Source organism: Streptomyces sp. V1I1, assembly GCF_030817355.1.
Lineage (GTDB): Bacteria > Actinomycetota > Actinomycetes > Streptomycetales > Streptomycetaceae > Streptomyces.
In genome coordinates this window covers 78,608-102,845 of the sequence record NZ_JAUSZH010000001.1, presented here as the reverse complement: position 1 = coordinate 102,845, position 24,238 = coordinate 78,608, and the positions used below count along the sequence as shown (strand labels likewise).

General features: G+C 67.0%; 23 protein-coding genes and 4 pseudogenes. 7 read left to right on the top strand and 20 right to left on the bottom strand.

All coding sequences use genetic code 11. The features are described 5' to 3' along the window. The first annotated feature begins 8 nt into the window (after window positions 1-8). Entirely contained in the window at window positions 9-1,649 is a 1,641-nt protein-coding gene (locus QFZ67_RS00520; RefSeq protein WP_373430189.1) for a hypothetical protein, read from the top strand. 350 nt (window positions 1,650-1,999) lie between these two features. Here QFZ67_RS00520 and QFZ67_RS00510 read toward each other — a convergent pair whose 3' ends face one another. Beyond that, on the bottom strand, window positions 2,000-2,188 hold the full coding sequence (locus QFZ67_RS00510) for a hypothetical protein (protein ID WP_307659129.1): 189 nt from the start codon (window positions 2,186-2,188) through the stop codon (window positions 2,000-2,002). Continuing rightward, the gene (locus tag QFZ67_RS00505; protein ID WP_307659128.1) at window positions 2,178-2,579 is read right to left on the bottom strand and encodes an ATP-binding protein; all 402 of its coding nucleotides are present in this window, start codon (window positions 2,577-2,579) and stop codon (window positions 2,178-2,180) included. Before QFZ67_RS00505 ends, QFZ67_RS00510 begins: the two co-directional genes overlap by 11 nt. 192 nt (window positions 2,580-2,771) lie before the next feature. Between QFZ67_RS00505 and QFZ67_RS00500 the strand changes: the two genes are divergently transcribed. Then, complete coding sequence (locus QFZ67_RS00500) at window positions 2,772-4,112, top strand: hypothetical protein (RefSeq protein WP_307659127.1); 1,341 nt, start codon at window positions 2,772-2,774, stop codon at window positions 4,110-4,112. Window positions 4,113-4,658: 546 nt separating this feature from the next. Here QFZ67_RS00500 and QFZ67_RS00495 read toward each other — a convergent pair. Both QFZ67_RS00495 and QFZ67_RS00490 read right to left on the bottom strand, forming a co-directional pair. After that, window positions 4,659-5,231, bottom strand: coding sequence for a transposase (locus QFZ67_RS00495; RefSeq protein ID WP_307659126.1), 573 nt, complete (start codon window positions 5,229-5,231; stop codon window positions 4,659-4,661). Window positions 5,232-5,520: 289 nt separating this feature from the next. After that, on the bottom strand, window positions 5,521-5,940 hold the full coding sequence (locus QFZ67_RS00490) for a hypothetical protein (protein ID WP_307659125.1): 420 nt from the start codon (window positions 5,938-5,940) through the stop codon (window positions 5,521-5,523). A 574-nt stretch (window positions 5,941-6,514) separates the two neighbouring features. On the opposite strand from QFZ67_RS00490, the gene QFZ67_RS00485 reads away from it, so the two are divergent. Next, complete coding sequence (locus tag QFZ67_RS00485) at window positions 6,515-6,814, top strand: SAVED domain-containing protein (protein ID WP_307659124.1); 300 nt, start codon at window positions 6,515-6,517, stop codon at window positions 6,812-6,814. A 505-nt stretch (window positions 6,815-7,319) separates the two neighbouring features. Here the strand turns inward: QFZ67_RS00485 and QFZ67_RS00480 are convergent. The 3 genes from QFZ67_RS00480 to QFZ67_RS00470 all read right to left on the bottom strand — a co-directional run bounded on the left by QFZ67_RS00480 (window position 7,320) and on the right by QFZ67_RS00470 (window position 10,648). Further along, window positions 7,320-8,135, bottom strand: coding sequence for a methyltransferase domain-containing protein (locus QFZ67_RS00480; protein WP_307659123.1), 816 nt, complete (start codon window positions 8,133-8,135; stop codon window positions 7,320-7,322). A gap of 114 nt (window positions 8,136-8,249) precedes the next feature. Next, entirely contained in the window at window positions 8,250-9,065 is an 816-nt protein-coding gene (locus QFZ67_RS00475) for a class II aldolase/adducin family protein (RefSeq protein WP_307659122.1), read from the bottom strand. Further along, on the bottom strand, window positions 9,062-10,648 hold the full coding sequence (locus tag QFZ67_RS00470; RefSeq protein WP_307659121.1) for an FAD/NAD(P)-binding protein: 1,587 nt from the start codon (window positions 10,646-10,648) through the stop codon (window positions 9,062-9,064). The genes QFZ67_RS00475 and QFZ67_RS00470 overlap by 4 nt, the downstream gene beginning before the upstream one ends. Window positions 10,649-11,120: 472 nt before the next feature. On the opposite strand from QFZ67_RS00470, the pseudogene QFZ67_RS38890 reads away from it, so the two are divergent. Together QFZ67_RS38890 and QFZ67_RS38885 are read left to right on the top strand one after the other, a co-directional pair. Next, window positions 11,121-11,243, top strand: a pseudogene (locus tag QFZ67_RS38890) (transposase); the annotation flags it as partial. Window positions 11,244-11,421: 178 nt separating this feature from the next. After that, window positions 11,422-11,865, top strand: a complete 444-nt coding sequence (locus tag QFZ67_RS38885; RefSeq protein ID WP_373429906.1) for a DDE-type integrase/transposase/recombinase — start codon at window positions 11,422-11,424, stop codon at window positions 11,863-11,865. A gap of 515 nt (window positions 11,866-12,380) precedes the next feature. Here QFZ67_RS38885 and QFZ67_RS00455 read toward each other — a convergent pair. Next, the gene (locus QFZ67_RS00455; protein ID WP_307659119.1) at window positions 12,381-13,565 is read right to left on the bottom strand and encodes an LLM class flavin-dependent oxidoreductase; all 1,185 of its coding nucleotides are present in this window, start codon (window positions 13,563-13,565) and stop codon (window positions 12,381-12,383) included. 334 nt (window positions 13,566-13,899) lie between these two features. Between QFZ67_RS00455 and QFZ67_RS38880 the strand changes: the two genes are divergently transcribed. Both QFZ67_RS38880 and QFZ67_RS00440 read left to right on the top strand, forming a co-directional pair. Next, on the top strand, window positions 13,900-14,373 hold the full coding sequence (locus QFZ67_RS38880; RefSeq protein ID WP_373429905.1) for a transposase: 474 nt from the start codon (window positions 13,900-13,902) through the stop codon (window positions 14,371-14,373). Window positions 14,374-14,566: 193 nt separating this feature from the next. Further along, window positions 14,567-16,237, top strand: a complete 1,671-nt coding sequence (locus QFZ67_RS00440) for an ISAzo13 family transposase (RefSeq protein ID WP_373429904.1) — start codon at window positions 14,567-14,569, stop codon at window positions 16,235-16,237. Between the two features lie 83 nt (window positions 16,238-16,320). On the opposite strand, the gene QFZ67_RS00435 is transcribed toward QFZ67_RS00440, so the two are convergent. The 12 genes and pseudogenes from QFZ67_RS00435 to speB all read right to left on the bottom strand — a co-directional run bounded on the left by QFZ67_RS00435 (window position 16,321) and on the right by speB (window position 24,230). After that, complete coding sequence (locus tag QFZ67_RS00435) at window positions 16,321-16,464, bottom strand: hypothetical protein (protein ID WP_307659118.1); 144 nt, start codon at window positions 16,462-16,464, stop codon at window positions 16,321-16,323. Then, window positions 16,431-17,015 (bottom strand): patatin-like phospholipase family protein, encoded by a 585-nt coding sequence (locus QFZ67_RS00430; protein WP_307665690.1) that lies wholly within the window; start codon window positions 17,013-17,015, stop codon window positions 16,431-16,433. The genes QFZ67_RS00435 and QFZ67_RS00430 overlap by 34 nt, the downstream gene beginning before the upstream one ends. Before the next feature lie 49 nt (window positions 17,016-17,064). Continuing rightward, a pseudogene (locus QFZ67_RS00425) lies at window positions 17,065-17,521 on the bottom strand (transposase family protein); the annotation flags it as partial. Window positions 17,522-17,701: 180 nt separating this feature from the next. Next, complete coding sequence (locus QFZ67_RS00420; RefSeq protein ID WP_307659117.1) at window positions 17,702-18,280, bottom strand: flavin reductase family protein; 579 nt, start codon at window positions 18,278-18,280, stop codon at window positions 17,702-17,704. Window positions 18,281-18,309: 29 nt separating this feature from the next. After that, a complete protein-coding gene (locus QFZ67_RS00415) occupies window positions 18,310-18,648 on the bottom strand; it encodes a hypothetical protein (protein ID WP_307666122.1) in 339 nt (112 codons plus the stop codon). A 73-nt stretch (window positions 18,649-18,721) separates the two neighbouring features. Continuing rightward, window positions 18,722-18,928 (bottom strand): annotated as a pseudogene (locus QFZ67_RS00410) (decarboxylase); the annotation flags it as partial. Between the two features lie 173 nt (window positions 18,929-19,101). Continuing rightward, complete coding sequence (locus QFZ67_RS38875; protein ID WP_373430188.1) at window positions 19,102-19,623, bottom strand: hypothetical protein; 522 nt, start codon at window positions 19,621-19,623, stop codon at window positions 19,102-19,104. Window positions 19,624-19,639: 16 nt separating this feature from the next. Further along, a pseudogene (locus QFZ67_RS00405) lies at window positions 19,640-20,423 on the bottom strand (transposase family protein). A gap of 172 nt (window positions 20,424-20,595) precedes the next feature. Beyond that, window positions 20,596-20,718, bottom strand: a complete 123-nt coding sequence (locus QFZ67_RS38870) for a transposase (protein WP_373430187.1) — start codon at window positions 20,716-20,718, stop codon at window positions 20,596-20,598. Window positions 20,719-20,944: 226 nt separating this feature from the next. Continuing rightward, window positions 20,945-22,126, bottom strand: a complete 1,182-nt coding sequence (gene argJ / locus QFZ67_RS00400; RefSeq protein ID WP_307659116.1) for a bifunctional glutamate N-acetyltransferase/amino-acid acetyltransferase ArgJ — start codon at window positions 22,124-22,126, stop codon at window positions 20,945-20,947. A 182-nt stretch (window positions 22,127-22,308) separates the two neighbouring features. Beyond that, window positions 22,309-23,283 carry a clavaminate synthase Cs1 gene (cs1, locus tag QFZ67_RS00395; protein ID WP_307659115.1) on the bottom strand — a complete coding sequence of 325 codons (975 nt, stop codon included), beginning with the start codon at window positions 23,281-23,283 and terminating at the stop codon, window positions 22,309-22,311. Next, window positions 23,280-24,230, bottom strand: a complete 951-nt coding sequence (gene speB / locus QFZ67_RS00390; RefSeq protein ID WP_307659114.1) for an agmatinase — start codon at window positions 24,228-24,230, stop codon at window positions 23,280-23,282. Before speB ends, cs1 begins: the two co-directional genes overlap by 4 nt. Between the last annotated feature and the right edge of the window lie 8 nt (window positions 24,231-24,238).

Genomic DNA, 24,238 nt, shown 5'->3' with positions numbered 1-24,238 from the left:
CCGATCGCATGTGCCGCACCAGCACCTACACGGCCACCCACTTCGACCGGCCCGCCACCGCCCGCACCGCGGAGGGAAACGGCTACGGCTTCACCCACGACACGGAACTGCGCCTGACCAAGGTCACCAACGCCCAAGGCCTGGAGTGGCACTACACCTACGACGCGGCCGGCCGACTCGTGTCCGAGACAGACTTCGACGGCCGCACCCTGTCCTACCAGCACGACGCGCTCGGCCGCCTGCTACGCCGCACCAACGCCGCAGGCCAGAGCCTGACGTTCGAACGCGACGTCCTCGGCCGCGTCACCCGGCTGCACCACGACGATGGCTCCGTATCCGCTTTCTCCCGCGGCGAGACCGGCCACGTCTCACAGATCACGAACGCCCACGCCCGCATCGACCTCGAGCGCGACGCAGCAGGACGGGTCGTGGCCGAGACCGTCAACGGACGCACCCTGGCCTTCGCCTACGACGCTCTCGGTCGCCGCACCCACCGGCGCACCCCGTCCGGGGCCAGCAGTGACCTCGCCTACGCCTGGGAAGGACTGGCCACGTACACGGCCGGAGAGCACACCTTCCGCTTCGACCGCGACGCGCTGGGCCGCGAAACCGCACGCACCCTGGATGACACGCTCACACTGCTCCAGAACTGGGATGAAGTGGGCCGCCTCGTCCATCAGTCCCTGGGCACGCCGCACGCCGACGTCCTGGAACGGGCCTTCGCCTACCAGGCCGACGGCTCACCCCTCACTGTCGACGACAGCCACACCGGCCGCCGCAACACCGTCGACGCGGCGAGCCGGATCACCGCGGTCCACGCACACGGCTGGAGTGAGCAGTACGCCTACAGCACCGCCGGCGACCAGACCCACACCTCCCTGCCCTCCCAGGCACCCGGCCAGGACAACACTGGCGCACGCGCTTACGACGGCACCCGCATCACGCACGCCGGACGAACCCGCTACCACTACGACGCCCAGGGCCGCATCACGCTGCGGCAGACCACCACCCTCAGCGGAAGGACCCTCACCTGGCGCTTCACGTGGGACGCCGAAGACCGGCTCACCCACGTCCACGCTCCCGACGGGAGCCAGTGGCGCTACCTCTACGACGCGCTCGGACGCCGGATCGCCAAACAGCGCCTGGATGCCGACAGCCGCAGCGTCGAAGCCACGTCCTACTGCTGGGACGGGGCGCAGCTGGCCGAGCAGTACACGGACGGCACGACGCTGGTGTGGGACTACGCGGGGCTGCGCCCGCTGGCGCAACGCGAGTTCAAGACCGACAGCGCCCAGGAGGAGATCGACCGGCGGTTCTTCGCGATCGTCACCGACCTGTCCGCAGTCCCAGCGAGCTTGTCGACAGCGACGGGTCGCTGGCGGGCCCGCAGCACCGCTTGGGGTGCCACGCAGTGGAACCGTGACAACGCCGGAGCCGGTGCAGGGGATGCCGAGCGTTTCGAGTGCTCCCTGGATTTTGCCGTCCTCGCCGCCCAGGCCGTGCGACGCGAGCAGGGCCGCGTCGATCCGGCCCTTGAGCCCGGTGAGGTCCACATCGCTCAGGTCGATGAGCTCCGCGACCAGCCCCTGCACGGTCAGTGCCTTGCAGGCGGCCTCGGCCGAGGCGATGGAGCCGGGCCGTTCGGGTGAGGCCCCTCCGAAAAGGACACCGACGCGGCCGGAGTAGACGGGTCTTCTGGGCATGTAGTCCCCTTGGGATGGAGTGAGCTCTCGATCGCTTCGGAAAGGGCAGAGCTGAAGGCGCCGGTCGCTCTCGGGAGAACACGACCCCTTGGGGCCAGGTGCGCCGGCTAGAGGGAGTAGGCGCACCGGGCGGGTGTCCGCTGGTGGCCACGCAGGGAGGAGGTCACAGCGGCCCACCGGAGATCAGACCGCCGCCGCGAAAAGCGCGGCCAGCAGACCGGCAACGGCGAGCACCAGCCACCACACTTCCCCGCGGCGGAACGCGGAGGGTGCAGGTGCTGCCCGCCGATGGCGGCTCACAGGGAGCCGCCGGGGACCTTGCCGTCCGGCTGGGGGAAGTCCAGATCGTCGGTCGGCGGCATGTCCGGACGTGACACCGGAGCGGGCACGGCCAGGGCATGAGCCACGTGAGGGGCGCAGACTGCGACCGGCCCGGATAGGCCCAGCAGCGCCAGCAGAGTCACCGCGCGTCCTTCACTGGACATGGGATACCTCCGCCCACATGCGCTTACCGCCGTGGACGCGTTCGCTGCCCCACCGAGCGGCGAAGGCGGCGACGATCAGCAGGCCGCGGCCGTGCTCGTTCTCGTCGCCAGGCCTGCTAGCCGTCGGCAGCGCAGAGGCGTTGTCCGTGATGACGATGCGTACGCTCTCGGCGGCGATTCGGGTGATCGAGACGCCGATGGTGGCGGCGTCGCTGTGCTCCAGCGCGTTGGTGACCAACTCGCTCACGATCTGCTCGGCCGAGGCGACCAGATCCGGGAGTGCCCACTCATGCAGGGCCTTCGCCACATCGTGACGAGCTTGGGGAACGTTCTCTTCATGGGCCGGGTAGCGGACCTGACGCCGCTGTGGGCCTCGTGCTGCTGCGGTCATCGTCATCGCCTCAGTAGGGGAGGGTGGCCGTGCCCGCCCCCCTCGGGGGTCATGGGGGCGGACAGGGCCTCAACCGGCCGCCGGAGATGAATCTCTGACGGCTGGTAATCACCCAACTCCCTTCCGCGACACCGGGTAAGTCGGCACAGTGGGGATGAGGTTGAACTGGTTGAACGCACTCGGGGGTACGAGATGGCTCGACGCGTACGCACGCCGAATGAGGCCCTCGCGGGCCTGATCAGGGAGGGCGGGATCGGGAATTCGCAGCTCGCGCGTGCCGTGAACAGGGCGGGCGCGGAGCTCGGCGTCACGCTGCAGTACGACAAGAGCTCCGTTTCTCACTGGCTCGCCGGATCCATGCCGAAGCCCGAGGCACGGGCGGCTATCACCGAGGCAATTTCAAGGCTCCTCGGACGGCCCGTAACGTCCCTTGAGGCAGGGCTGGGCGAGACCACCGACCTGCCAAACACCCCGGATGTCGTGTCCGGGGTGGTCGACCTCGGGAGGGCAGACATGGACCCATCACGCCGCGCAGTACTCGGCACCGGTCTTTACTCAGCAGCGCTCATGGTCCCCAGTTTCGAGGATGTGACAGGCCGCCTAGAGGCCACGGCTGCAGGCCGCACGGTGAGGATCGGCATGGGCGAGGTAGCCACCGTGCGCACGATGACAGAGAAGATCGCCGACATTCTCGACGACCTCGGCGGCGGCCACGCCCGTCCAATGGCGGCAGCCTTCCTCGTCAACACGGTGGGCAGCTACCTGCGGGCGGACGGCAGCGAAGCCGTGAAGAAGGCCATGCGAGCAGCCGCCTCGGACCTGGTGTATCTCACGGGCTGGATGGCCATGTACGAGCGGGAACACGGGGTCGGACAGCGGTACTACGAAAAGGCACTCAAACTCGCCGGCGGCGCCGAAGACCATGTCACCTACTGCCGCACCCTGCGCGGGATGGCGCTCCAGGCATCGAACTTGGGCTACGGGAACAAGGCGCTGGAACTCGCCGACTCCGCCGCCGAAGCGGCACCAGCCGCAGGCCCGCGCCTGACGGCGTTCCTCCGAGGACAACAGGCCCACGGTGCCGCGATGGTGAAAGACCGACGCATGGCGTTCACCCGGCTGCGGGAGACCGAAGACGCGTTGTCGCAAGCGGACGGCCGCAACGATGCGGTCGGCGGCTATGACCGGGCCGCCTACCTCTTCCACACCGCACACGTGCTGTGGGAAGTCGGCGACCAGCAGGGATCGGTCAAGGCGCTCCGCCGGTCTAACAAGCACCGGCCCGAGGCAGAGCGGCAGGGCCGCGTGCACGCCACCGGACTCCTCGCCACCCGACTCCTGACCATGCGACATGTTGAGGAGTCGTGCGCCGAGTGGGAACAGTTCCTGGACGGCTACACCGCAATCAGCTCCGCCCGTGGTGACGACCACTTCGCCACCCTCCGCGAAGGCCTGCGTCCCTACCAGCAGCTTCCCGCCGTCCGGGCACTGTCGGAGCGAGCACGGGAAGTCGCACGCCTCAAGGCCGCGTAAGCCCTGCCCTCAAACGGCTGCCGAGCATGGGGCCCGTGCACTGTGATGTGGATCCGCCCCGGCGTCACCGGGGGCGGATCGGACGGCGCGCTGAATGACCAGCCGGGACTGTCAGACCCGGCTCGTAGCGTCGTGGGTGAGGGCTTGGAGAGGCCGGGCCCCTGCAGGCATGGGAGCGGGCCATGGGTGAGATCAATGTGGGCAGGCAGCACCTGAACCGGCTGCTGGCTGACAGCGCGGGCACGTACGGCGCCCCGTACCAGCGGGCCTTCGCGGAGCTCGCCGAGACACACCGAGGCCGGCCCACGGCCGAGATCCTGCCGCTGCTGCGCCGGGCCGCGACCAGGCCCTGCTCGAGTTCACTCACGCTGACCTGCGTGAGCAGGCCGAAGCGATCAGCACCGGCGAGCCGTACGTCCTGCGTGTCACCGTCACCTGAAAGAACCGGACTGACGCTCACCCACAGGCCACCGGCCCGCACAGCCCGTTATCGAAACGGTGTTCCCTGATACGAGAATTCGCTGGTGGCAAATACCGACGGGCCGGTCAGGCCGCTTCGACGGGCTGGAGGCGGACTTGGTAGCCGAGTTGGTTGAGTTGGCTGACGAGCCGACGGGTGGCGCGGGTCTTGCCGGTGCGCTGGAGGAAGTGATCGCCTCCGAGGTCGGCGTATTCCACGTCAGGGGTGAGCATGTGCCAGACGGCGATCAGGATGGAGTGCTCGAGCGCGACCAGGGCCCGGCGTTTGCCGCGGCGGGCGACGAGGCGACGGTAGCGGGCGGCGAAGTAGGTGTTCTTGGTGGGGCTGCGGCCATGGCGGCCTGGCCGCAGGGCGGCCTTGAGCCAGGGGTCTCCGTGGCGTGTTCGGCCGGTGGTCTGTTTGCCGGCGGACTCATGGTTGCCGGGGCAGAAGGCGGCCCAGGAGGCCAGATGCCCGGCGTCAGCGAAGCGGCTCATATCGGTGCCGATCTCGGCGAGGATGACCTGGGCGGCCCGGCTGCTGACGCCGGGGATGGTGGCCAGCAGTTCCAACTCGCGGCGGTGCCGGACGAGCACAGTGTCGATGTGCTGGCTGAGCCGGTCCACCATCGCGGTGGCGGCGTCGATCCGGTTGAGCATCGGCGCGGGCCAGGAAGGCGTGGTGGTCGGTGAAGTTGCCGGTCAGGCCTCGACGAGGACCGGAATCTTGCCGCGCATGCGCCGGTAGGCCAGCTCGCGCGGCCACGGAGACAGTGAGGTAGGAGACGGCTTCGGCCTCGGTCAACAGGCCGACCTCGATCAGACGGCGACCGTCTCCGAGCAAGGCGGCGTCGCGGCGACGGGTGGTGACCAGGGTCCGGCCATATGGGCTTGCGGGGACGCCATAGGCCGCGCAGGTCGTCGGGATCGCCGACGTCATCCAGAACGATCAGCCACCGGCACGGCTTCGCCCTGGCCTTGGGTGCCAGCCAAGCCAGGAACGTCCGCGCGCCCTGCTCAGGGTCGTCGGGGGCGGCGCGGCACAGCTCGACGCGGCCTGCGCGTACCCGGTCACCACAGGCGAACGGGCGCTCGCAGTAACCCAGACCAGGACGTCCAGGCTGCCTTCCTCCCAGGCGGTCCGAGCGTAGTCGGCAGCGAGCTGGGTCTTGCCCACCCCGCCCATGCCGGCCAGGACTTGGTGCAGGATGGCGGTACCGCCGCTCTCGACCACCGCTCGCAGCCGGTCGGCCTCAACGCGGTGCCGAAAGGACTGCGCCCTGGACGGGATGACACCGACCTGGTGCGGCCGTATGGCAGGCTCGCGAGGCGCGCGCTGCTGCACGATGGTCAGTTTCTCGGCGCTCACCTGGTGGATGCAACCGGTGACCGCGAGCCCGCCCCCAGGGCCTCGACCTCGGGTCTCAGCGACACGCCCCTGGCCCCGACCTTCAACAGCCGACCATGCCGTTAGCGTCCACGGCAGGCGGCACCGTGCGGGTCCCGGCCGCACCGCACCTCCGATGCGCACCGCGGCCGCGCGCACTGCACCTGAGTGCGGTGCGCCGCACTCGCTCGGGTGCGCACCGGGTCCGCCGCGGCCGGGACCATGCGGTGCGGCGATCGGTGCGCAGGTGCGGGAGGGCTGTGGTGAGTTCTTCCAGCTCCGTGGTGAGTTCGGCGGCGGCTGGCGGTGAGTTCGTGTCCGCCGGAACTCACCACGGCAGGTCAGCGCTGGCGATCGGTGCGCACCACCTGGCCTGGGGTGCGCATCTGTTGCGCACCTGCGCACCGTGCCGGGTGCACAACACGCTTGAGTGATTGCGCACCGTCGGTGCGGTCGGTGCGTACCGACCGCACTGGGCGCGCATCCCGGCCGCACGCGGTGCGCACCGCACCGGCGGTCAACCAGGGCTCGGCAGTGCGCGGGACGAAGACCTCTCTTGGACTACCTGCGCGAGCAACAGGTGTCCGTCTCCAAGCTCCTCGTCCTCACCCCGCCAGGCGGGGCCAAGGACGGCTCCGTCCCCGACACCGCAGCCGCGAATGCCCTCGCCATCGGCATCCGCGACATCGTCCGCCGCGCCACCCGCACCACCCCGCGCATCCACCTCTTTCTGGCCGGCCCCATGGGGCTCGCCCTCCTCCTCGGCCACCGCTGGAACCAGCTGCGCCCCACCGGCGTGTACGAGGACGTCCGCACCGCGCAGGGCTACGAGGCGGCCTTCACCGTCCAGGCATAACAACGCACTTCAAGAATCCGCCCTTCAGTGCCCAGACCTACACCACAGACCACGTCCTGCCTCACGGCAGTTGCAGAGCCGCGGACGTAGAGCAACAGCGCTATGTCCCATCCATCCGAACCAGCCGGAGGCATCGCTCGCCCCTCTGCTCCAGGGACTTTTCAGGGACTTTCAGCGCTGTCGGAGGGAGTTCCGAGGGACTTTTCGCCGCCTAACGCGGCAAGCCCCCGAAAGATCGGAAAGGGCCTCCGACGCAGGTCAGTGGCCATTTCTCAGGCAAAGCCGCAGGTGGCGGCAGACGAGTCGGGCTGTACGCCGGGTATTGACCCACTATTGGGTGGATCAAGCTCTGCCTGCTGGTTTTCCCTTTTCCAGGCACCATTCAGGTCGTTTGTAGCATTGGTGGTGATCTTGGGCTGGCTGATGGACTGTTCGGTCCGGGCGCAGCCCGCGGTCCGGTTGGTGTAGCCCTACTACCGGACCGCAGGAGTGCCAGCGTCCCTACTCACGCTGACGGCTTACGCCCCCAAACCTGCGCGACCGTGAACGAGTTCGCCCAAGTGTTCTGGTCAGCGATAGCCTGCTCCATGTCGGCAAGCATGACATCCAGGTCGCCGGCACTGACCAAGCCGTGGTCAAGGATCACCTGGCGCATGCCGGTCAGGACGAGGACGGGCATGCGCATATAGGGATGGCTTTCCTGCATGGCGTGCACGCCGGAACGGACCCGAACGTCGGACAGGCCGGCGTCGCGGACGATGGAAACCAGTCGACGAGCGAGATTCGGATCGCCGCCCCAGGTATCGAAAGCGCGCTCGAGTAGTTGTTTCAGGTACGGCCAGGACCGGGGTGTAGGGAAGTAGTTCCACGAGTCCTGGTCGGTCTCCTCACAGCAGACCGCACCGCCCGGCCGGGCGAGCGCAACCATCTCGCACACAATCTCGTCGTGGTGACCGAAGACCAGCAGGAACCGACAATGCACGAAGTCGAACGAACCACGCGGCAGGCCAGTGTCACTGGCATCAGCCAGCACCAGCTCGACATTGCGCAGATTCCGCTCACGCGCGAAAGAATCGGCCTCGGCAAGGATGCTGGGGTCCGAATCGACCCCAATCACCCTGCCGCGTGGGCCAACTCTCCTCGATAGTGGCTCAAGGATACCAAGAGCACCACATCCGACATCGACACAGTCTGCTCCCTGGTCGACTCCTATCGCATCCAGCATGACTTCGACGTCTTCTAGCCATACTTCAGCCTGAACGCGGAGCCGTTCTCCTTCCGCCTTGGGCAGATCGGCCAAGACGTAGTTATTGACAGCCATTATACTTCCTGAGTCTCGTGTCTATAGACCTGACTGGACAAGCCCGGACGGCTCGCTGTCGTCGGTACCAGTAGCAATTCTTACAACAGGCCTCGGTAAAGAATCGAGACAGTTCTATTCTTCGAGCAGGTCGGGTTGTTCATGGACGATCTCGTCCCAGAGCAGCTTGAAGCTGTACCAGCCGAGTTGCGAGTCGCCAAAGCCGTCTTGGGCACTGCGGGCCTGGTCGTCCGTCATGGACTTCGGGGTGCCCGCTGCGCTCGCCAGCAACTGGACCTGTGCGCAGCTGTCAAAGGTGAAGAACCAGTGCACCGCCTCGTCCAACGAGCCTCCGACGGTGATCAGGCCATGATGCTGCAAGAGGATGGCCCGGTTGTCTCCCAGCCTCTCGGCGATGCGCCGGCCCTGCTCAACCGTGACTGACGGGCCGTCGTAACTGTCGTAGAGCACTTGGTCGCGGTAAAACGCCGCGGATTCCTGGTCTATCGGGTCGAGGAGCCTGCCGAGCGCCCCCAGCGCGCGCGAAGCGACGGTATGTGCGTGGGCGGCGGCGGTGGCGTCCGGCCGGAGCTTGTGGATCTGTGAGTGGATGGCGAAAGCGCTGGGGTTGACCCGGTAGTCGCCGCCCTCCACGACTTGGCCGGTGGAGTCGACGCAGATGAGATCGCGGACCCGGACCAGCTTGAACGAGACGCCAAAAGGATTGACCCAGAAGCGATCGAAATGCTCGGGGTCGCGGACCGAGATATGGCCCGAGACACCCTCACCGAAACCGTACTTTCCGAATAGGCGTAACGCCGCGGCGAGGCGCTGCTTCCGGTGTCGCCGTTCGTCCCCCGGCGAGTCGAATGTCGACTCCCTCGGTAAAGGCAATCCAGTGTGGGTGTCCGCCAGGTAATCGGCGTGGACTGCTGTTTGCGTACTTGTCACAGTGCTTTCTCGTTTCGTTCGTCGAGGTGTCGATCTGGTGCTGGCGAGCGCTGGGGGGACTGGAACACGCCTGTCGTCTGCGATACCAGGCTCCTGGCCAAGTCGCTGCGGATCGCGTGAACGATGTCGTGGCTGCGATCCACCAGCGAAGGGATTCCAAAGGTGAAGAACAACGTCCCCGCGGCGAGGTCGCCGAGGGCGTAGAGACGGGGGTCGGCGTTGCCTTCGACGGTTAGTCGGCTGGTGGCGCGCTCGACGTGGAGACCGCCGTGCGGGTGGCACGAGGCCGCCCGACCCGTCAACAGCGACGTAACTAACGGCGCCGCCATGGTGGGGATACGGTGCGAGGGCGCGCCCATCGCGTTGATGACGTGCTCAGCCGTGAGTTCTCCATGGGCGGTGACAATGCGGAATCCGTCCTTGCGTAACGGTTCGATCCGTTGAAGATCGGCGACGATGTCGAGCTGGCCGGAGTCGATGAGGCGCAGCAGCGTGGTGGCGCTGGCCGATGACATCGGGCAGCACAGGCTCATGATCGTGCGATAGTGAGTACGCAGCAGTTTCACCTTGTCGCGCTCCGACAGCAGGGGCCACACATCCGGCCCGGTCTCGGCCACGGCGTGCTGCAGGATCCGAAGGCCCAGGTGGGGGGCGTTGACACTGTCGAGCTGGCGCCGCAGCCGCGTGATCGGCTGCTCCGCCTCCACTCCAGCGACCTCGTCGATGATCTCAGCAAGCTGCTCGCCCGCGCCCGCCAACTCTGCGCGCATGAGGGCGACGAGGTCGTCGACCGTCACGGTCTTGTCGTGCATCGCCAGCCTTCGGAACCGCTCCGCTGTGAAGAGGCGCAGCTCGTAGGGGACCGGACGCTGCCGGACCCCAGGCAACGCACCGCGTCGGGACAACAGGCTGATTCGGCCGCGATGCCCGCGTGCCACGAGCGCCACCACCACGTCGATCGCGGTCAGGCCGCTGCCGGTGATCGCCACGTGATCGTCGATCCCGAGTCCGTTGAGTGTCCGTGAAACGGGATAGGGCTCCTCAATGTAGTTGCGCGTACCAGAAAGACCGTACGCGTCCTGTGGACGGCCTCCTCCGACGCACAGCACGGCATAGTCGACCGCTCGGTGCTTGCCATGCTCGGTCACCAGTACCACGCGGTCGTCGGTGCGCACTGCTGCCTTCACGCCGGCCCGCACCAGGTTGATCCGCCACCCGTGCTGCCGCAGCCTGGCCAGGGCCACCCCGGCCGTGTGCTCGAGATAGTCACCGAAGACCGTGCGGGGCACGAACCGCGCGCCGGACCAACAATCAACGTCCTCGCCAGCGTCGCGGGTATCCCAGGCGTCGAGCCACCGCTCGAAGTGACCGGGATCCCCGTATCGAACCGACATGTCAGCGGGCGGCACGTTAACCCGCATGGTATGCGCATCATGTTGGTAGGCGCGCCCGCGCCATAGATGTGGCGATGGGTCGAACAGGCTGATCCCGCCGGGTGGGCCGCCGACCTGGGACAACGCATCGATCAGACATACTGCGGACGTCGCTGACCCGACAACACCTATGTCGATAGCCCCGAACATTGGCCCATCCCAATCGCTATACAGAGAGATTTCCTCGGCAATATTTCTCAGAAGTTCCTGTTGCCGTAAATCAGTTGCCGTTTGGAACCGTGCAAACTAGGGGCCCTAACGAAACAGCTCGGTTGTGGCGTCGTTCGTTTGCTGGAATAGAGCCTCACACGATGCTCTTGCACGTCGCTTGACAGCCACCTTGCAGTGCTGTTCACCGCCGTTCGGCAGTGGCTGGCCCGTGATGATCTCACTGATGAACCAAGAGCGCCCGACAATCCCTATTGCCAAGCCTGTTACCGAGCGCTCTAACCCGAGGCGCAAAAATAGCTGTCCGTATTTTGCGCGGCACGCACACCGGAGTGATGACCGCGTTCAGGGGCGCACCGCTAAGGCATTCCCGCCGAGATCGGAGTGGACTATGGTTGTTTACCAACGCCGCTAGCCTGTGCTCCCGGGCCGGTGTCTGCCCGGCAACAACGACTCGTCAAAAGGCCTCACCCACGGGGAGATCTCCGCGCATCTGACCGAGGTCTACGGCGCGAACGTCTCCAAGGCGACGATCTCCACGATCATCGACAAGGTGATGGACGGCATGGCCGAATGGGTCGGCCATATGGGCTTGCAGCTGGCCTGGTGCGCGGCGAGCGCACGCTGGTAGCCGGCCGACGCGGTTTCACGGGTGCGCACCGGCGCCTCGGGCGAGGCCGCCATCGATGCCGTGGGGCCCGGCCGGCGGCCGCCGTGCTGGTCGCCGCGGCTGGGCCGGCGGCAGGACCTGGATCGTGCGGACCGCCTGTGCCCCCGAGGCCGAGCTGGACATCGAGGGCGTCATCCGCGGCCGGCGCCGCCGCACCACGATCCCCGAGCCGTCGGCACCCCGCCCGCCGGACCTGGTCGACCGCGACTTCACCGCCTCACGGCCCGACCAACTGTGGATCGCGGACGTGACCTATGTCCGCACCTGGTCGGGCTGGGCGTACGTGGCGTACGTCCTGGACGTGTATTCACGGATGATCGTCGGCAGGCAGGTTGCGAACCACATGCGGACCGAACGTCCGCTGGTCGCACTGGAGATGGCGCTTTGGAGACGCCGGATCAAGAAGGACTCCGGGCTGATTCATGGACCGACAGAACTCCCCGACAAGGTTCATCGTCCCAGCCCAGAAGGCACTTTCGCGTTACCGCTCATGATCCGGACACAGTCCCAAGTGAAACGCGCAGGCTAATGCCCCACCCGCGCCACATGATGCCGCCGACCGCCACGCATGACGCGCGGCAGCCGGCGAGCAGGGGGAAGATGGGATCCGTGCGACGTGCCCAACGCGCCTTCGGCGGGACGGCCACGTCACCAGGAATTCATGTGCAGCACATTCTCCAGCGCCTGCCGCCGCGCGGCAGGTTGATTCCGCGTAACGACCATCCCACGGCGCAAAGTTGCTGCACGGGCGCGTGCCGCTTGAGCATGGGGCGACGCCCGCTCGCCGGGCTTGGCCCACACCAGGCTGACCCGGCTGACCCGGCCACAGCCCTTCCCGGTGACCTCCACGATTGTGGGACCGCGCGGTGCCCAGCTCCACGCCTTCGGCGGCCTCAGGCCCTGCTGTGTCCCGCGGCCCGGACGACGCCCGATCGGCCACCGGACACGGCCACCAGCACCGACCCGCCGCATGGCGTCAGCAGCGGTCAGGCGCGCACCACCGAAGTGGCGTTGCACTGCACTCGCTCCTACGTGACAACGCCGTCAGACCCAGTTGGGAGCGATGTCAGTGGCCCAGAGTTCAAGGCTGCGCAACTGGACGTCGTTGGGGATCAGGGTCGAGTACTGGCACTGGAGCAGATACTCCGGGTTGTGCAGCGCGACCGTCTTCTCGATCTTGCGGTTGATGTCGTCCGGTGTGCCGACCCATTCGAAACCCCGGGCGTTCAAGGTGGCGTAGTCGGTGCCCACAGGTCCGGTCTCTCCCTTGTTGCGCAGCGCCGAACTAAAACCCAGGGGACCGAACCACCGGTCGAAGCAGAAACCGCTTCCGCGTTGCGCCCAGTAATGCGCCTCTGCGGCGTCCCGGGAGACGACCACATCCTTGATAATGCCGATGCGCTCCCCGCGTTTGAGTCGCCCGTAGCCTGATTCCTCGGCCTCCTGCTGGTAGACGTCGAACAGGTGCCGGACGATCTCGTCATCCGTGTTCATCACCAGTGGGACCATCCCCTCTCGCGCGCAGAAACGGAACGTTTCCTCGCTGGCGCTGAACGGCTGGAAGACCTGCGGATAGGGTCGCTGAAAGGGCTTTGGAACGACGCCGATCTGAGTGATGGTTCCGTCGTTGTCGAGTCCGCCACCAAACTCACGGATGGCCGGGTAGTCGAAGTCGAGTCCGGCCGGGGGAATCTTCCAGTGCTTTCCCTCATGGGAGAACAACAGCTCTGTCCACGCCTTTTTCATGATCGCCCAGTGCTCTTCGAAGAGCCTCCGGTTACGCAGGTCCACCTCGCTCCTGTCCGACGGTGCCGCACCGACGTCGAAGAGCTGCCCCATCACGTCCGCCCAGCGTTTCTGATAGCCCCGGGCAATGCCGACGAATGCCCGGCCGCCGCTCATCTGGTCGAGCATCGCCAGGTCCTCGGCCAATCGCAGCGGATTGTGGAACGGCAGCGCATTCGCCATCTGGCCGACTCTGATCTTCTTGGTCTGCATCGCCACGTACAGGTCGAGCAGGATCGGGTTGTTCGACCCCTCGAAGCCCTCGACATGGAAATGGTGCTCGGTGAACGACAGGCCCCAGTAGCCGAGGTCATCCGCCAACTTCGCCTGCTGCGAAATCTGCCACAGCATATTCTGGTAGTTTTGGGAATTTACCCCGGCCAGACCCTTCTGGAACTGGTCATAACCGGCCAGGACGGGCAGATAAAAGAGGATCGACTTCACCCAGACACCTCCTTCGATACCGCGGGCAACAACTCGTATTCGACTCGGCCCGGTTCCGCTGAATTCAGCACTAGCCTGGCCCAGGGAGGTTGCAACTGGTTTGACTGTCGGTTTGAGTATCGCTTGACTCGAGCTGCTTACTGCGTGTCCTCCATGTGACGGTGAGGAGCCGTTTGTAGCTGGTAAGGGCGGCTGCCAGGCCAAGAAGCGCAAGTTACTTGCGGGGCGGTACTCGCAGCGGGGTTGAGTCTGCGGTAACCGGTCGGGGCCTGTCCCCGAATGGTGGACACCTCTGAGCCCGGCCCCGCCAGGGGCCGGGGAGGAGGGATCTCTTATGGTGATGAAGGTCTACTCGCCCGACTTCAAGGCGGACGCCGTCGCGCTGTACCTGTCGGACCCGAGCCACACCTTCGAGGGCGTGGGGAAGGACGTGGGGATGAGCCGGGAGACGCTGCGTAACTGGGTGCGGGCCGAGCGGGCCCGCCGCGGTGAGAGCGGCACGACGAGCACAAACACGAAGGACGTCCCGGTGAGCGAGGCCACGAGGCAGGAACTGGAGGCCGAGATAGCGGCCCTGCGCGCGGAGCTGAAGACCATGTGCCCTCCTCCTGGACGGCGTACTCGCGGCTGCCGAGCCGAAGAAGCTCCGCTACCGACTGCTGCACGTCACCGCACGCCTCACCCGCGGCGGCCGCCGTCTGCGATTGCGGATCTCCGCAACCTGGCCCTGGAGACACGAGCTGGTCACGGTCTTCCATTGCCTCGCCGCGCTGCCCCGCCCGGTCGGCTGACCGACAAAACCACCTGACCGCCACGACCCGAAGGACCCCGGAGAACCCGACCACCGCGCCGGGGTTCCACCATGCCCGAGCATCGAAATCACGTCGCCCACCCGACAGCTGACGATCAGCGACGCCTCATCACACCAACCGAAACGGCGAGGCTAAGGGCTCGAAGAGAATCAACGTGTTGCTTCACGTGCTGAGGCTCGTTGACGTGGTATGCGCGTCCCTGATGAGATCCGTGGTCAACTCGCAGCGAAGTTACGGGCGTTGTTCCCGCATCTCGACGAGCGGCAGCGTCGGCTGCTGATGGGTGCGGAGGCCCGGACGCTGGGCCACGGCGGCATCCGCGCCGTGGCGAGGGCGGCCGGGGTCAGCGAGACCACAGTCCGCAAGGGCGTCGACGAGCTGGAGGCGGGTGAAGCACCGCTGGGGCGGGTGCGCCGTCCCGGTGGCGGGCGTAAGAAGGCCACAGAGATCGATCCGTGTCTGCGACCGGCCCTGTTGGAACTGGTGGAGCCGGATGTGCGGGGCGATCCGATGTCACCGCTGCGCTGGACGACGAAGTCGACCCGGAACCTCGCGGCCGAACTCACCCAGCGAGGGCACCGGGTGAGCGCGGACACGGTCGGTGACCTGCTGCGGCAAGAGGGCTTCAGCCTGCAGGCCAATGCCAAGACCATCGAGGGCGCTCAGCATCCCGACCGGGACACTCAGTTCCGTTACATCAATGACCAGGCCAAAGACCACATCAGTACCGGGGACCCGGTGATCAGCGTGGATACCAAGAAGAAGGAACTGGTCGGCGACTACAAGAACGCCGGCCGTGACTGGCGAAGGTCGGGTGAGCCGGGGCGGGTCAGGACACACGACTTCCTGGACCGGCAGGGGCCGGGCAAGGCGATCCCGTACGGGATCTACGATCTCGCAGCGAACACCGGCTGGGTGAACGTTGGATGTGATCACGACACCGCCGAGTTCGCGGTCTCCTCGATCCGCCGCTGGTGGCAGGCCCGCGGTCGACACGACTATCCGCAGGCCACGCGCCTGCTGATCACCGCCGACGCGGGCGGCTCCAACGGCTATCGCACCCGGGCATGGAAAACCGAACTGGCTGTCCTGGCCGCTGAATGCGGCCTGGACATCACCGTCTGCCACCTGCCGCCCGGGACATCGAAGTGGAACAAGATCGAGCACCGCCTGTTCTCCCACATCACGATGAACTGGCGCGGCAGGCCGCTGACCAGCCACGAAGTCATCGTGAACAGCATCGCGGCGACCACGACCCGTGCCGGCCTGAAAGTGGAGGCCGAACTTGACAGGAGCCCCTACGACACCGGCATGAAGGTCACCGACACCGAGATCGACGCACTAGCCATGACTCGGCACCGCTTCCACGGCGACTGGAACTACACCCTTCATCCCGAGCACCCCGACACCCCACGCTCGGGCAGCATCCCGCCAGCAGCCTTATCAGCAGAGGCACCCCAGCGGCCGGATGCCGCATCCCTTCGCAGCCCTGCGCTGACCGGCATGCCCTGCCCCGAACTGGACGCCCTCGTGAGTCAGTTGACTTCTGCTCTGGCCGAAAGCCGCGAGCGTGAACGATTTCGACAACGCGGTGGCGAACGGCTCCGCACCCCCGGAGCCGGCGCCAAAGACAAACTGACCGCAGCCGACCGCGTCCTGGCCACCGTGCTCTACCTGCGCAAACTCGGCACCCGTGACCTGTTGGCCCAGCTCTTCGGCGTCAACGGCAGCACCCTCACCCGGGCGGTTCACCAGGTCCAGCCACTGCTGACGGAGCACGGCTACACGATCCCACCCTCGACCGCCAGATTCTCCACCCCCGCCGACGTGACCGCCTTCCTCGCAGCGGACAAGCGATGATCAAGACAGCATGTTGATTCTCTTCGAGCCCTAAGGCGCCTTCCGAGCGCAGGAACGGCCCGGCCGGTGGTAGCGAGATTGGATCAGGGCTGGGCGCGCCACACGTCGGCGACCGCTGCGGCCACGGTCGTTGCCTGGGCTCGTCCGGCTTTGGCGACGGCTGCCAGACAGGATGGATCGAGTGGGTTCGGGTTCACGGCATCGACGGTGGAGTCAGCGATGACCATGGCAATATCCGCACCCGTGCGCTATGGCAGCTCGCTGACCTGGTCGGCACCCGCCCGGTCGGCCCGAACCCGTCAACCATGGGCGCAAGCACCACGATCCGCGGGTAGCCCGTTGCCAGATCGACGTTGACGGGAGAGCGGATGAAGCCGTCGATCCACCGGCGCCCCATGGCCGTTGCCAGCGGATACGCGAACGGCAATGCACAGCTCGCCACCACCGCGTCGATCAGCTCTTTACCGCTCTCGTCGTGCAGGGTGACGAACTCGCCGGTCTCGGCGTCGACGGCACTGAGCAGCAGCCGCTGTTCGGGCCATCGGCGGGACGGGCACCGGGCCACGATACTCGCGCGCAGTTCCGTTTCCGATGCGAGCGCGGTCGCATCCAACGCCGCGCGCCCGACCCGTGCCCGTGCCAGCTGCGGATCCCCGGAGTTGGCGTTCAGCCCTCCCAGCTCCGCCATGGCCTGGGAGGTGAGCAGCCTGGCGGGCTCCAGATGGTCGGCAGAAAGCAGGCGGCCGTACAGGTCCTCCGGGTCGGCGCCTGCAGTGATCTGTGCGCCGACCAGCGCTCCTGAAGAGGTGCCTACGACGAGGTCTGCGGTGTGCAGATCGATGTCGGCCTCGGCCAGACCAGCACAGCCGGCCGAAGGGGTCGGTCAGGACTTGGACGTTCATGCCGTGCCGCTTGTGCTTCCCCGAGTAGTACGGGGTGTCGGCGGCGATCCGGTCGCTCGGCCCACAGGGTGCCGTCGAGGATGACGAATGCCTTCGTCCGGATGGTCTCCATCGCCTTGGTCAGGGTCGGGGCGAGGGCGGCCAGCACCTCGACGGCCTCGCGTATGTAGCGGAACACGGTCGCGATTCCGATGCCGAACCCCGCGGCGAGCTGGGCGTACGTATCACCGCACCGCAGGTGGCCCAGGACCAGCAGCGCCTGGCGACCGGCCGGCAGGCGGCGCCACCGTGTCCCGATCTCTCGCTGCCGGGCGGCGAGTTGCCTGCTCAGGTGTCTCAGGGTGCGGCTGGACAGATCGATCGAGGACGGGTAGACAAGCACGCGAAGCTCCTGGCGGACACGGGTGATCTTGGTCGAGAACCCGTCTACCAGGAGCTTCGTCGTTCCGTACAGCCCTCACTCATCAACACCTCGGCGCCGCCGCCAGGTTGGAAAGAACTCAGTCTTCTGTCAGGCTTTCGAAAAGGGGAATGCACAGAGCCCGGGCTGCCGGGGAGAAAGTCATTGCTGCGTTCTTTCCTCTGGTTGCGGATTGGGCGCAGACCAGGCGGAGTACTGCCCGAAGCCGTACAGAAGAGGGACCTCCGGGGTATGTGCCACATCGGTGACCTCTCCGAGCACGATGGTGTGATCGCCGACCGCCAGGGTCCCTGCCACCTGGCATTCGGCGACGGCGAAGGCGTCGTCAACGAGCCGTGGCAGGTTACTGCTCTGAGATGAGCACCAGCTCACATGCGCGAACCGGTCGGCGGTGCGGGTGGCGAACACCTCTGCGGCGCCCCGGCCTCGGGCGTGCAGCAGGTTAACCGCGAAGTTTCCGCGTGCCATGAGGGCCTGCAGGGTCGGGCTTGTCGTGTCCAGGCTGACCAGCAGCGTGGGCGGGGTCAGGGTCACGCTGGTGAGAGAGGAGCAGGTGGACCCGCGGGGGGTGCCGTCCGCGTCGATGGCCGTGACCACCGTGACTCCGGTGGGGAAGGCCCGCATCAACTTGCGGTAGTCGCGGTCGGCCCGGGCGGTGCAGTCAGGGCTCTGGTGGCGCGGGGGGGACTGCGATTGGGCCTGGCTGGCACTCCCTGGCATGCGGATCAGACCTTCCCTCACTGACGGGTTCACGAAATGTGGTGATCCAAGGGGTTGGGTTGGCCGCACGGCGAGGTACTCGCCGAGGGCGAATCCTCTTCCGCGCAGTCTCCCGCCCAACCGGACATGACGGGTTCCCGGTCATCCGGCAGGCTGGTGAAGCTGGGCCCCACCGGCTCGACGACGCTGGTCCCGACGGCCGAGTCGAGTAGGTCGGCGATGTCGTCGGGTTGTTCCAGCTGGGCGGAGAATTTCGTGAGCGGGCACATGGCCGTCACCTTGTCCAGGCACTGGGGGGTCTCGTTGGGGAAGCAGTCGCACGACTCCGATTGCACGCCGAGCGCGATGATCGAGCTGCGGTCCGGCATCGAGGTGGCGGTCGCCAGTGGACAGGTTCGTCGTCCCGGGGCCGAGCGTGGCGAAGCCCTGCGGAACGTTGGTGAGCCGGGACAGCACATCGGGCATCACCCCGGCGGTGGCTTGTGCCGGGTGAGGCCGAACATTATCTCCGGGGACCTCGTCGAAGAAGATCGCGGCGGCCTCCTGCCCGACGACCCCGAATACATGCTCCACGCCGCACTTATTGAGACGCCACAACAGAACCTTGGAAACCTTTTCCGACACTGGAATCCTCCCGATCCTTTGCATGGTGCTCGACGCGGGCAGCGGAAACAGAGAATGAGGCGACGTGGACGGGGCGAGAATGCCTGCTGCGCCACTCTGTTCCTTCCAACCACGGCAGAATGCTGGCACCATTGCATTGCACGGGGCTTGACGGCCCGCCAGAAGCTGGCTGTGAGTCCCTTGACCAAATCCTTGAATCACACCTGGCCAGCCAATATAGGGACGTGAATTGCTTGCCCGCCGTGCGGAATGAACCCGCAACTCGAAAACGAAGCCCCCTCACGGTGATCGCCGATGAGCGCTTCCGCGACGTCATGGTCGCGCACGCGCCTACGTTGACGGCGGCTCGTAGCAGCCTCCCTGCGCGGCGCTTTCGAGCACCACAGCGCAACTTCTGTGCCGTCTGGCAGGTAAGCCGCAGGGCGGCACAGTGAGGGGCCTCGCGTTCTCCGGACAGGCGTCTGACTGTCTATTTCACGCGGCGATTCGCAACTGGGCTCGCTCAGGGTGCCGGACGTCTCGTGCCGGTGCAGCCTGGGCAGATCCCATATCTCGTGGAGGACCGGAATGCCCTCGAACTCGGTGGGGCTCGGGGCTGTCGACGTGCTGCCGCCGTTGCTGAGCAGGAAGAGGCGGATCTGCGTGACGTCGGTGAGGGACTTCTGCACCGCGTCACACATGTCTTGGACATCCGACGACTCGTCGATGTGCGGACGCAGTGAGCCTTTTCCAACCTCAGGTTGAGGCGTTGTGAAGGACGAGGACGGCCTTCACGATGTCGGTGATCCGGTTGGTGCTGCAGCGGAGTTTCCGTAGCAGGCGCCAGCCCTTCAGGGTGGCCATGGCCTGCTCGCCGAGGCACCGGATCTTGGCGTGGGTGCCGTTGTGGCGTCGCCTCCATCCCTTGAGGTGGCGGCCCCGGAAGGGCACTCGCACGAGGTGGCCGGCGCCTTGGTACGCCTTGTCCGCCCAGCACTTCAGCCCGGCGGCGGCGAGGGCATCGGTGATCCCGTGGCTTCGGGCGGCGGTCAGATCGTGGGTGGCTCCGGGCAGCGCGGGCGAGGCCCATAACAGCCGGCCGAAGGGGTCGGTCAGGACTTGGACGTTCATGCCGTGCCGCTTGTGCTTCCCCGAGTAGTACGGGGTGTCGGCGGCGATCCGGTCGCTCGGCCCACAGGGTGCCGTCGAGGATGAGGAATGCCTTCGTCCGGATGGTCTCCATCGCCTCGGTCAGGGTCGGGGCGAGGGCGGCCAGCACCTCGACGGCCTCGCGTATGTAGCGGAACACGGTCGCGATTCCGATGCCGAACCCCGCGGCGAGCTGGGCGTACGTATCACCGCACCGCAGGTGGCCCAGGACCAGCAGCGCCTGGCGACCGGTCGGCAGGCGGCGCCACCGTGTCCCGATCTCTCGCTGCCGGGCGGCGAGTTGCCTGCTCAGGTGTCTCAGGGTGCGGCTGGACAGATCGATCGAGGACGGGTAGACAAGCGCGCGAAGCTCCTGGCGGACACGGGTGATCTTGGTCGAGAACCCGTCTACCAGGAGCTTCGTCGTTCCGTACAGCCCTCACTCATCAACACCTCGGCGCCGCCGCCAGGTTGGAAAGAACTCACTGGCCCGAACGCTTTGGCTGTCCAGGATGGCGGCGCTGGGAGTGGAGTCCCGGCCAAGCTGTACCCGCTCGTGTTCGCTAGGCCCTGTCAGCATCCCCTCCCACACGCACCTCTTGCTGCCACCGCCGCCAGTAGTGGTAAACCGTCTGCCAAGGCGGCAGGTCGTGCGGCAGCAGCCTCCAGGCACAGCCGGCCCGCAGCCATTACGCCAGCGCGCTGAGGATCTCCCGCCGCGTATGTTTCGCCGGTCGTCCACCAGGCTTGACCGCCGGAACCAGCGGACGGAGGATCTCCCACTCCCGATCGGACAGATCCGTCGAGTAACGGGAACGCAGCCCGCACACCCCAGCCCCCGAAAGTACAGTCCCCTGCGGTGGTGCCCCGTCGACGTACGGCGGCCCGGCCCGGATGCCGTCTGCTGGTGGATCAGGTGGTGTAGTGGGCGTTGAGGCGGATGTACTCGTTGGTGAGGTCGCAGCCGTAAGCGGTGAAGCTCCCGCGCGCGATGCCGAGGTCGACGCTGATGACGACTTCGTCGCCCCGCATGTGCTCGGCGACGGTGGCGAGGAGGCTTTCCTCGGCGGCCGTGTCGGTGGTGTGCGGCGGATAGACGGCGGTGTCACCGAACCGGATCGTGACGTCGTTCTGGTCGATGTCGGCGTCGTCGCTGCACTTGCCGATGGCCATGGCGATACGGCCCCAGTTGGGATCGCCGCCGTGGACGGCGGTCTTGACGAGGGGCGAGTTCACGACCGACTTGGCGACCCGCTTTGCCTGCGCGTCGTCGCGTGCGCCGCTCACCCGGACCTCGATCAGCTTGCTGGCCCCTTCCCCGTCCCGGGCGATGTCCTTGACGAGGCTGAGGGCGACCTCGTGCAGGGCCTGCTCGAAGTCGTACGGGGCGACGTCACCGGCCTGCCCGTTGGCGAAGAGCGCCGCTGTGTCGCTGGTGGAGGTGTCGGTGTCGATGCTGACGGCGTTGAACGTGCGGTCCATGACCCGGCGGAAGACGCGGTCCTGCTCCTGAGGATCCAGCCGGGCGTCCGTAGCGAAGAAGGTCAGCAGGGTCGCCATGTCGGGTTCCATCATCCCAACCCCCTTGGCGATGCCGGTGAGCGTGGCGTCGCCGATGCGCCGGGAGGCGATCTTCGGACGGGTGTCGGTGGTCATGATGGCATGGGCGGCGTGGCCGAATCCCTGTCCGCCGAACGGCGGGGTGAGGGACTTCAGGTGCTCGCGGATGCCGTCCATGGGGTACTGACGGCCGATCACACCCGTGGAGGCAATCAGGAGTTCGCCCTCAGGCACTCCGGTCGCCTGCGCTGCCAGAGCGCACACCTCACGCGCGTTCTGCTCGCCAAGCGTGCCGGTGGCGACATTGGCGTTGCGGGCGAGGACGACCACGCCGCGAGCCCTGAGGTCGGCCGCGGCCTCGCGGCTGAGGGTGACGCTGGGGCCGGCGAAACGGGACTTCGTGAAGACCGCGCTGACGGTGGCCGGCGTGGTGGAGAGCAGCACGGTCAGGTCGTCCCGGCCGTCGTCCGCCAGTCCGACCGGCGCGGTGTGAATGGTGAACCCCTGGGGTTCCTGGACTTCGGTGACGGTCATGGTGTCGTGTCTCCCTATAGTGCTGGTTTCTGGCCGGTGAGGTGGACCGGCGAGCGTGTCGAGGTGACTTCACCACGGCACGGACACCGAGTCGAACTGCGCTGGCTACTGTCGTGATGAGGACAGCCGGTGCCCGGGCAGCGTCACCGCTGCCCGGGCACCGACTGTCTGTTCAGTGACGTTCAGTGGCGCGGGGAGAAGCCGACCACGTCACCGGCTCGTTCGTTGCCGCTGAGCTGGTCGTTGCGGTTGGTGCGGATGTAGACGCGGTGCAGCCAACGGTCGTGGCTGTCCCAGCGGGGAGAGAAGGGGGTGCGGGCGTGCGCAGTGCGGAAGTTGTCGATGATCAGGACGTCGCCCGGCACGAGGTGGACGGCCTCGGTGACCTCGTCGAGCGCCTTGGACAGAGTGGCGACGGCCTCGACGTCCCGCGGGTTCTTCGGAGCGAGGAGCTCCCGGTCGTAACCGAGGTAGGGGTCCGCCGGATTGCCGTAGAGCGGCTTGACGTCGGCTATGGCACCGGGGTCGTCGACGCCACCGCGGAAGGCTACGTCGACACAGCACGGGAGGGACCGGTCGAAGAGGCGGTCGCGGTCCTCGGCGGAGATCAGCGGAAGGGCGTTGCGCACGGAGGCCACCAAGGTGGCCGCCTCGCGCTCGTGGTCCGCCCGGGCACAGGCCAGCATGACGTAGTTGGGCTGCAGGGTGTGGTACGCCATCTCCGTGTGGAACTCAAGCTGCGTTTCGGAGGTTTCGGAGGAGAGAAAGTGGGCGCCCGGGGAGGGATAGACGTCGTGGTAGACGGTGCCCGAGCGCAGTTCACGGTAGCCGGTGTGCAGGCCGATGCGGCGGCCGATGAGGGCGAGCATGGCCTCCATGGTGAGCAGCGGGCGGTCCTCGGGGGCCGGTGTGCTCGTGGGCGTGGGCGGCAGGGCGGCGTCGTCCTCGATCGGCAGGCCGCGCAGCAGGAGATGGCCGTCCTGGCTGCCACGGGCGTTGAACGTGTCGAGCGTGTCGGCCAACGCGGCGGGGAGTTCGCCGGCCGCAGCCTTCGCCGTCTCGAGGAAGCCGTGCAGGTCGGCGCGGGGGACTCGCGGCAACCGGTCGGCCAAGGCGAGGAGTTGCGCCGAGTGCTCAGTGCAGTCCACAAGGGTCATGAGGGCTTCCTTTCCGGGGTGTGGGCTCGCGCGTACTGGTAGAGGAGCTCTGCGCCGATCTCGGTGGCCAGAATGGACGTGATACCGCCGTGGTCGTAGAGCGGGGAGACCTCCATGACGTCGCATCCGACGGGGTTCAGGTCGCCGACGGTGCACAGCAGCGCCAGGATTTCTCGGGAGGAGGGCCCGCCGGGGGCGGGAGTTCCGGTGCCGGGTGCGAAGGCGGGGTCCACGACGTCGATGTCCACCGAGACGTATAGGGGAGTGTCCCCGATCACGTCGCGGATGAGGCGGGCGGTGTCGGCGGGGTCGAGCGCGGACAACTCGTCGGCGGTGACGATGCGTACGCCGTGGCCGCGCGCGTAGTCGAGGGAGTTGGGCTGCGGATTGTGTCCGCGGATGCCGATCTGCAGCATGCGCTGCGGCTCGATGAGCTTCTCCTCGATGGCGTGGCGGAACGGAGTGCCGTGGTGGTATTCGCCGCCGTAGAAGGCCGGGTTGGTGTCGGAGTGGGCGTCGAGGTGGAGCACGGCGAGCGGGCCGTGCTTGCGGGCCGTCGCACGCAGTGCGGCCAGCGTCAGCGAGTGGTCGCCGCCGAGCATGAGGAAGGCGGAGTTGGCCTCGAGCAGCTCGTCGAGCCGGCGCTGTGCGGTCTCCATCGCGATGTGCATGTTGAAGGGCGTGAGGTCGATGTCGCCCGCGTCCGCGCAGCGGATCAGATCGAAGGTGCCGGGGCCACGGTCGATGCCCACGCCGTGGATGAGGCCGGATTCGGCGCGGATGGCGCGGGGACCGAAGCGAGCGCCGGGCCGGTAGCTGGCGCCCGAGTCGTAGGGGGCGCCGATGACGACGACGTCGTATCCCGTGGGGGAGGCGTCGTGGGGCAGGCGCATGAAGGTGGGGATCTGTGCGTATCGGGGAGAGATGTTGATGTCGATGCGTTCCACCACTCAAC

What these genes read in the sequence shown, in the direction of transcription:
- QFZ67_RS00520 (WP_373430189.1), top strand. Translation starts at nt 9, where the DNA reads ATGTGCCGCACCAGCACCTACACGGCCACCCACTTCGACCGGCCCGCC.
- QFZ67_RS00510 (WP_307659129.1), bottom strand. Translation starts at nt 2,188, where the DNA reads ATGTCCAGTGAAGGACGCGCGGTGACTCTGCTGGCGCTGCTGGGCCTA.
- QFZ67_RS00505 (WP_307659128.1), bottom strand. Translation starts at nt 2,579, where the DNA reads ATGACCGCAGCAGCACGAGGCCCACAGCGGCGTCAGGTCCGCTACCCG.
- QFZ67_RS00500 (WP_307659127.1), top strand. Translation starts at nt 2,772, where the DNA reads ATGGCTCGACGCGTACGCACGCCGAATGAGGCCCTCGCGGGCCTGATC.
- QFZ67_RS00495 (WP_307659126.1), bottom strand. Translation starts at nt 5,231, where the DNA reads ATGCTCAACCGGATCGACGCCGCCACCGCGATGGTGGACCGGCTCAGC.
- QFZ67_RS00480 (WP_307659123.1), bottom strand. Translation starts at nt 8,135, where the DNA reads ATGGCTGTCAATAACTACGTCTTGGCCGATCTGCCCAAGGCGGAAGGA.
- QFZ67_RS00470 (WP_307659121.1), bottom strand. Translation starts at nt 10,648, where the DNA reads ATGTTCGGGGCTATCGACATAGGTGTTGTCGGGTCAGCGACGTCCGCA.
- QFZ67_RS38880 (WP_373429905.1), top strand. Translation starts at nt 13,900, where the DNA reads ATGGTGATGAAGGTCTACTCGCCCGACTTCAAGGCGGACGCCGTCGCG.
- QFZ67_RS00440 (WP_373429904.1), top strand. Translation starts at nt 14,567, where the DNA reads ATGCGCGTCCCTGATGAGATCCGTGGTCAACTCGCAGCGAAGTTACGG.
- QFZ67_RS00435 (WP_307659118.1), bottom strand. Translation starts at nt 16,464, where the DNA reads ATGGTCATCGCTGACTCCACCGTCGATGCCGTGAACCCGAACCCACTC.
- QFZ67_RS00420 (WP_307659117.1), bottom strand. Translation starts at nt 18,280, where the DNA reads ATGCCAGGGAGTGCCAGCCAGGCCCAATCGCAGTCCCCCCCGCGCCAC.
- QFZ67_RS00415 (WP_307666122.1), bottom strand. Translation starts at nt 18,648, where the DNA reads ATGCCGGACCGCAGCTCGATCATCGCGCTCGGCGTGCAATCGGAGTCG.
- argJ (WP_307659116.1), bottom strand. Translation starts at nt 22,126, where the DNA reads ATGACCGTCACCGAAGTCCAGGAACCCCAGGGGTTCACCATTCACACC.
- cs1 (WP_307659115.1), bottom strand. Translation starts at nt 23,283, where the DNA reads ATGACCCTTGTGGACTGCACTGAGCACTCGGCGCAACTCCTCGCCTTG.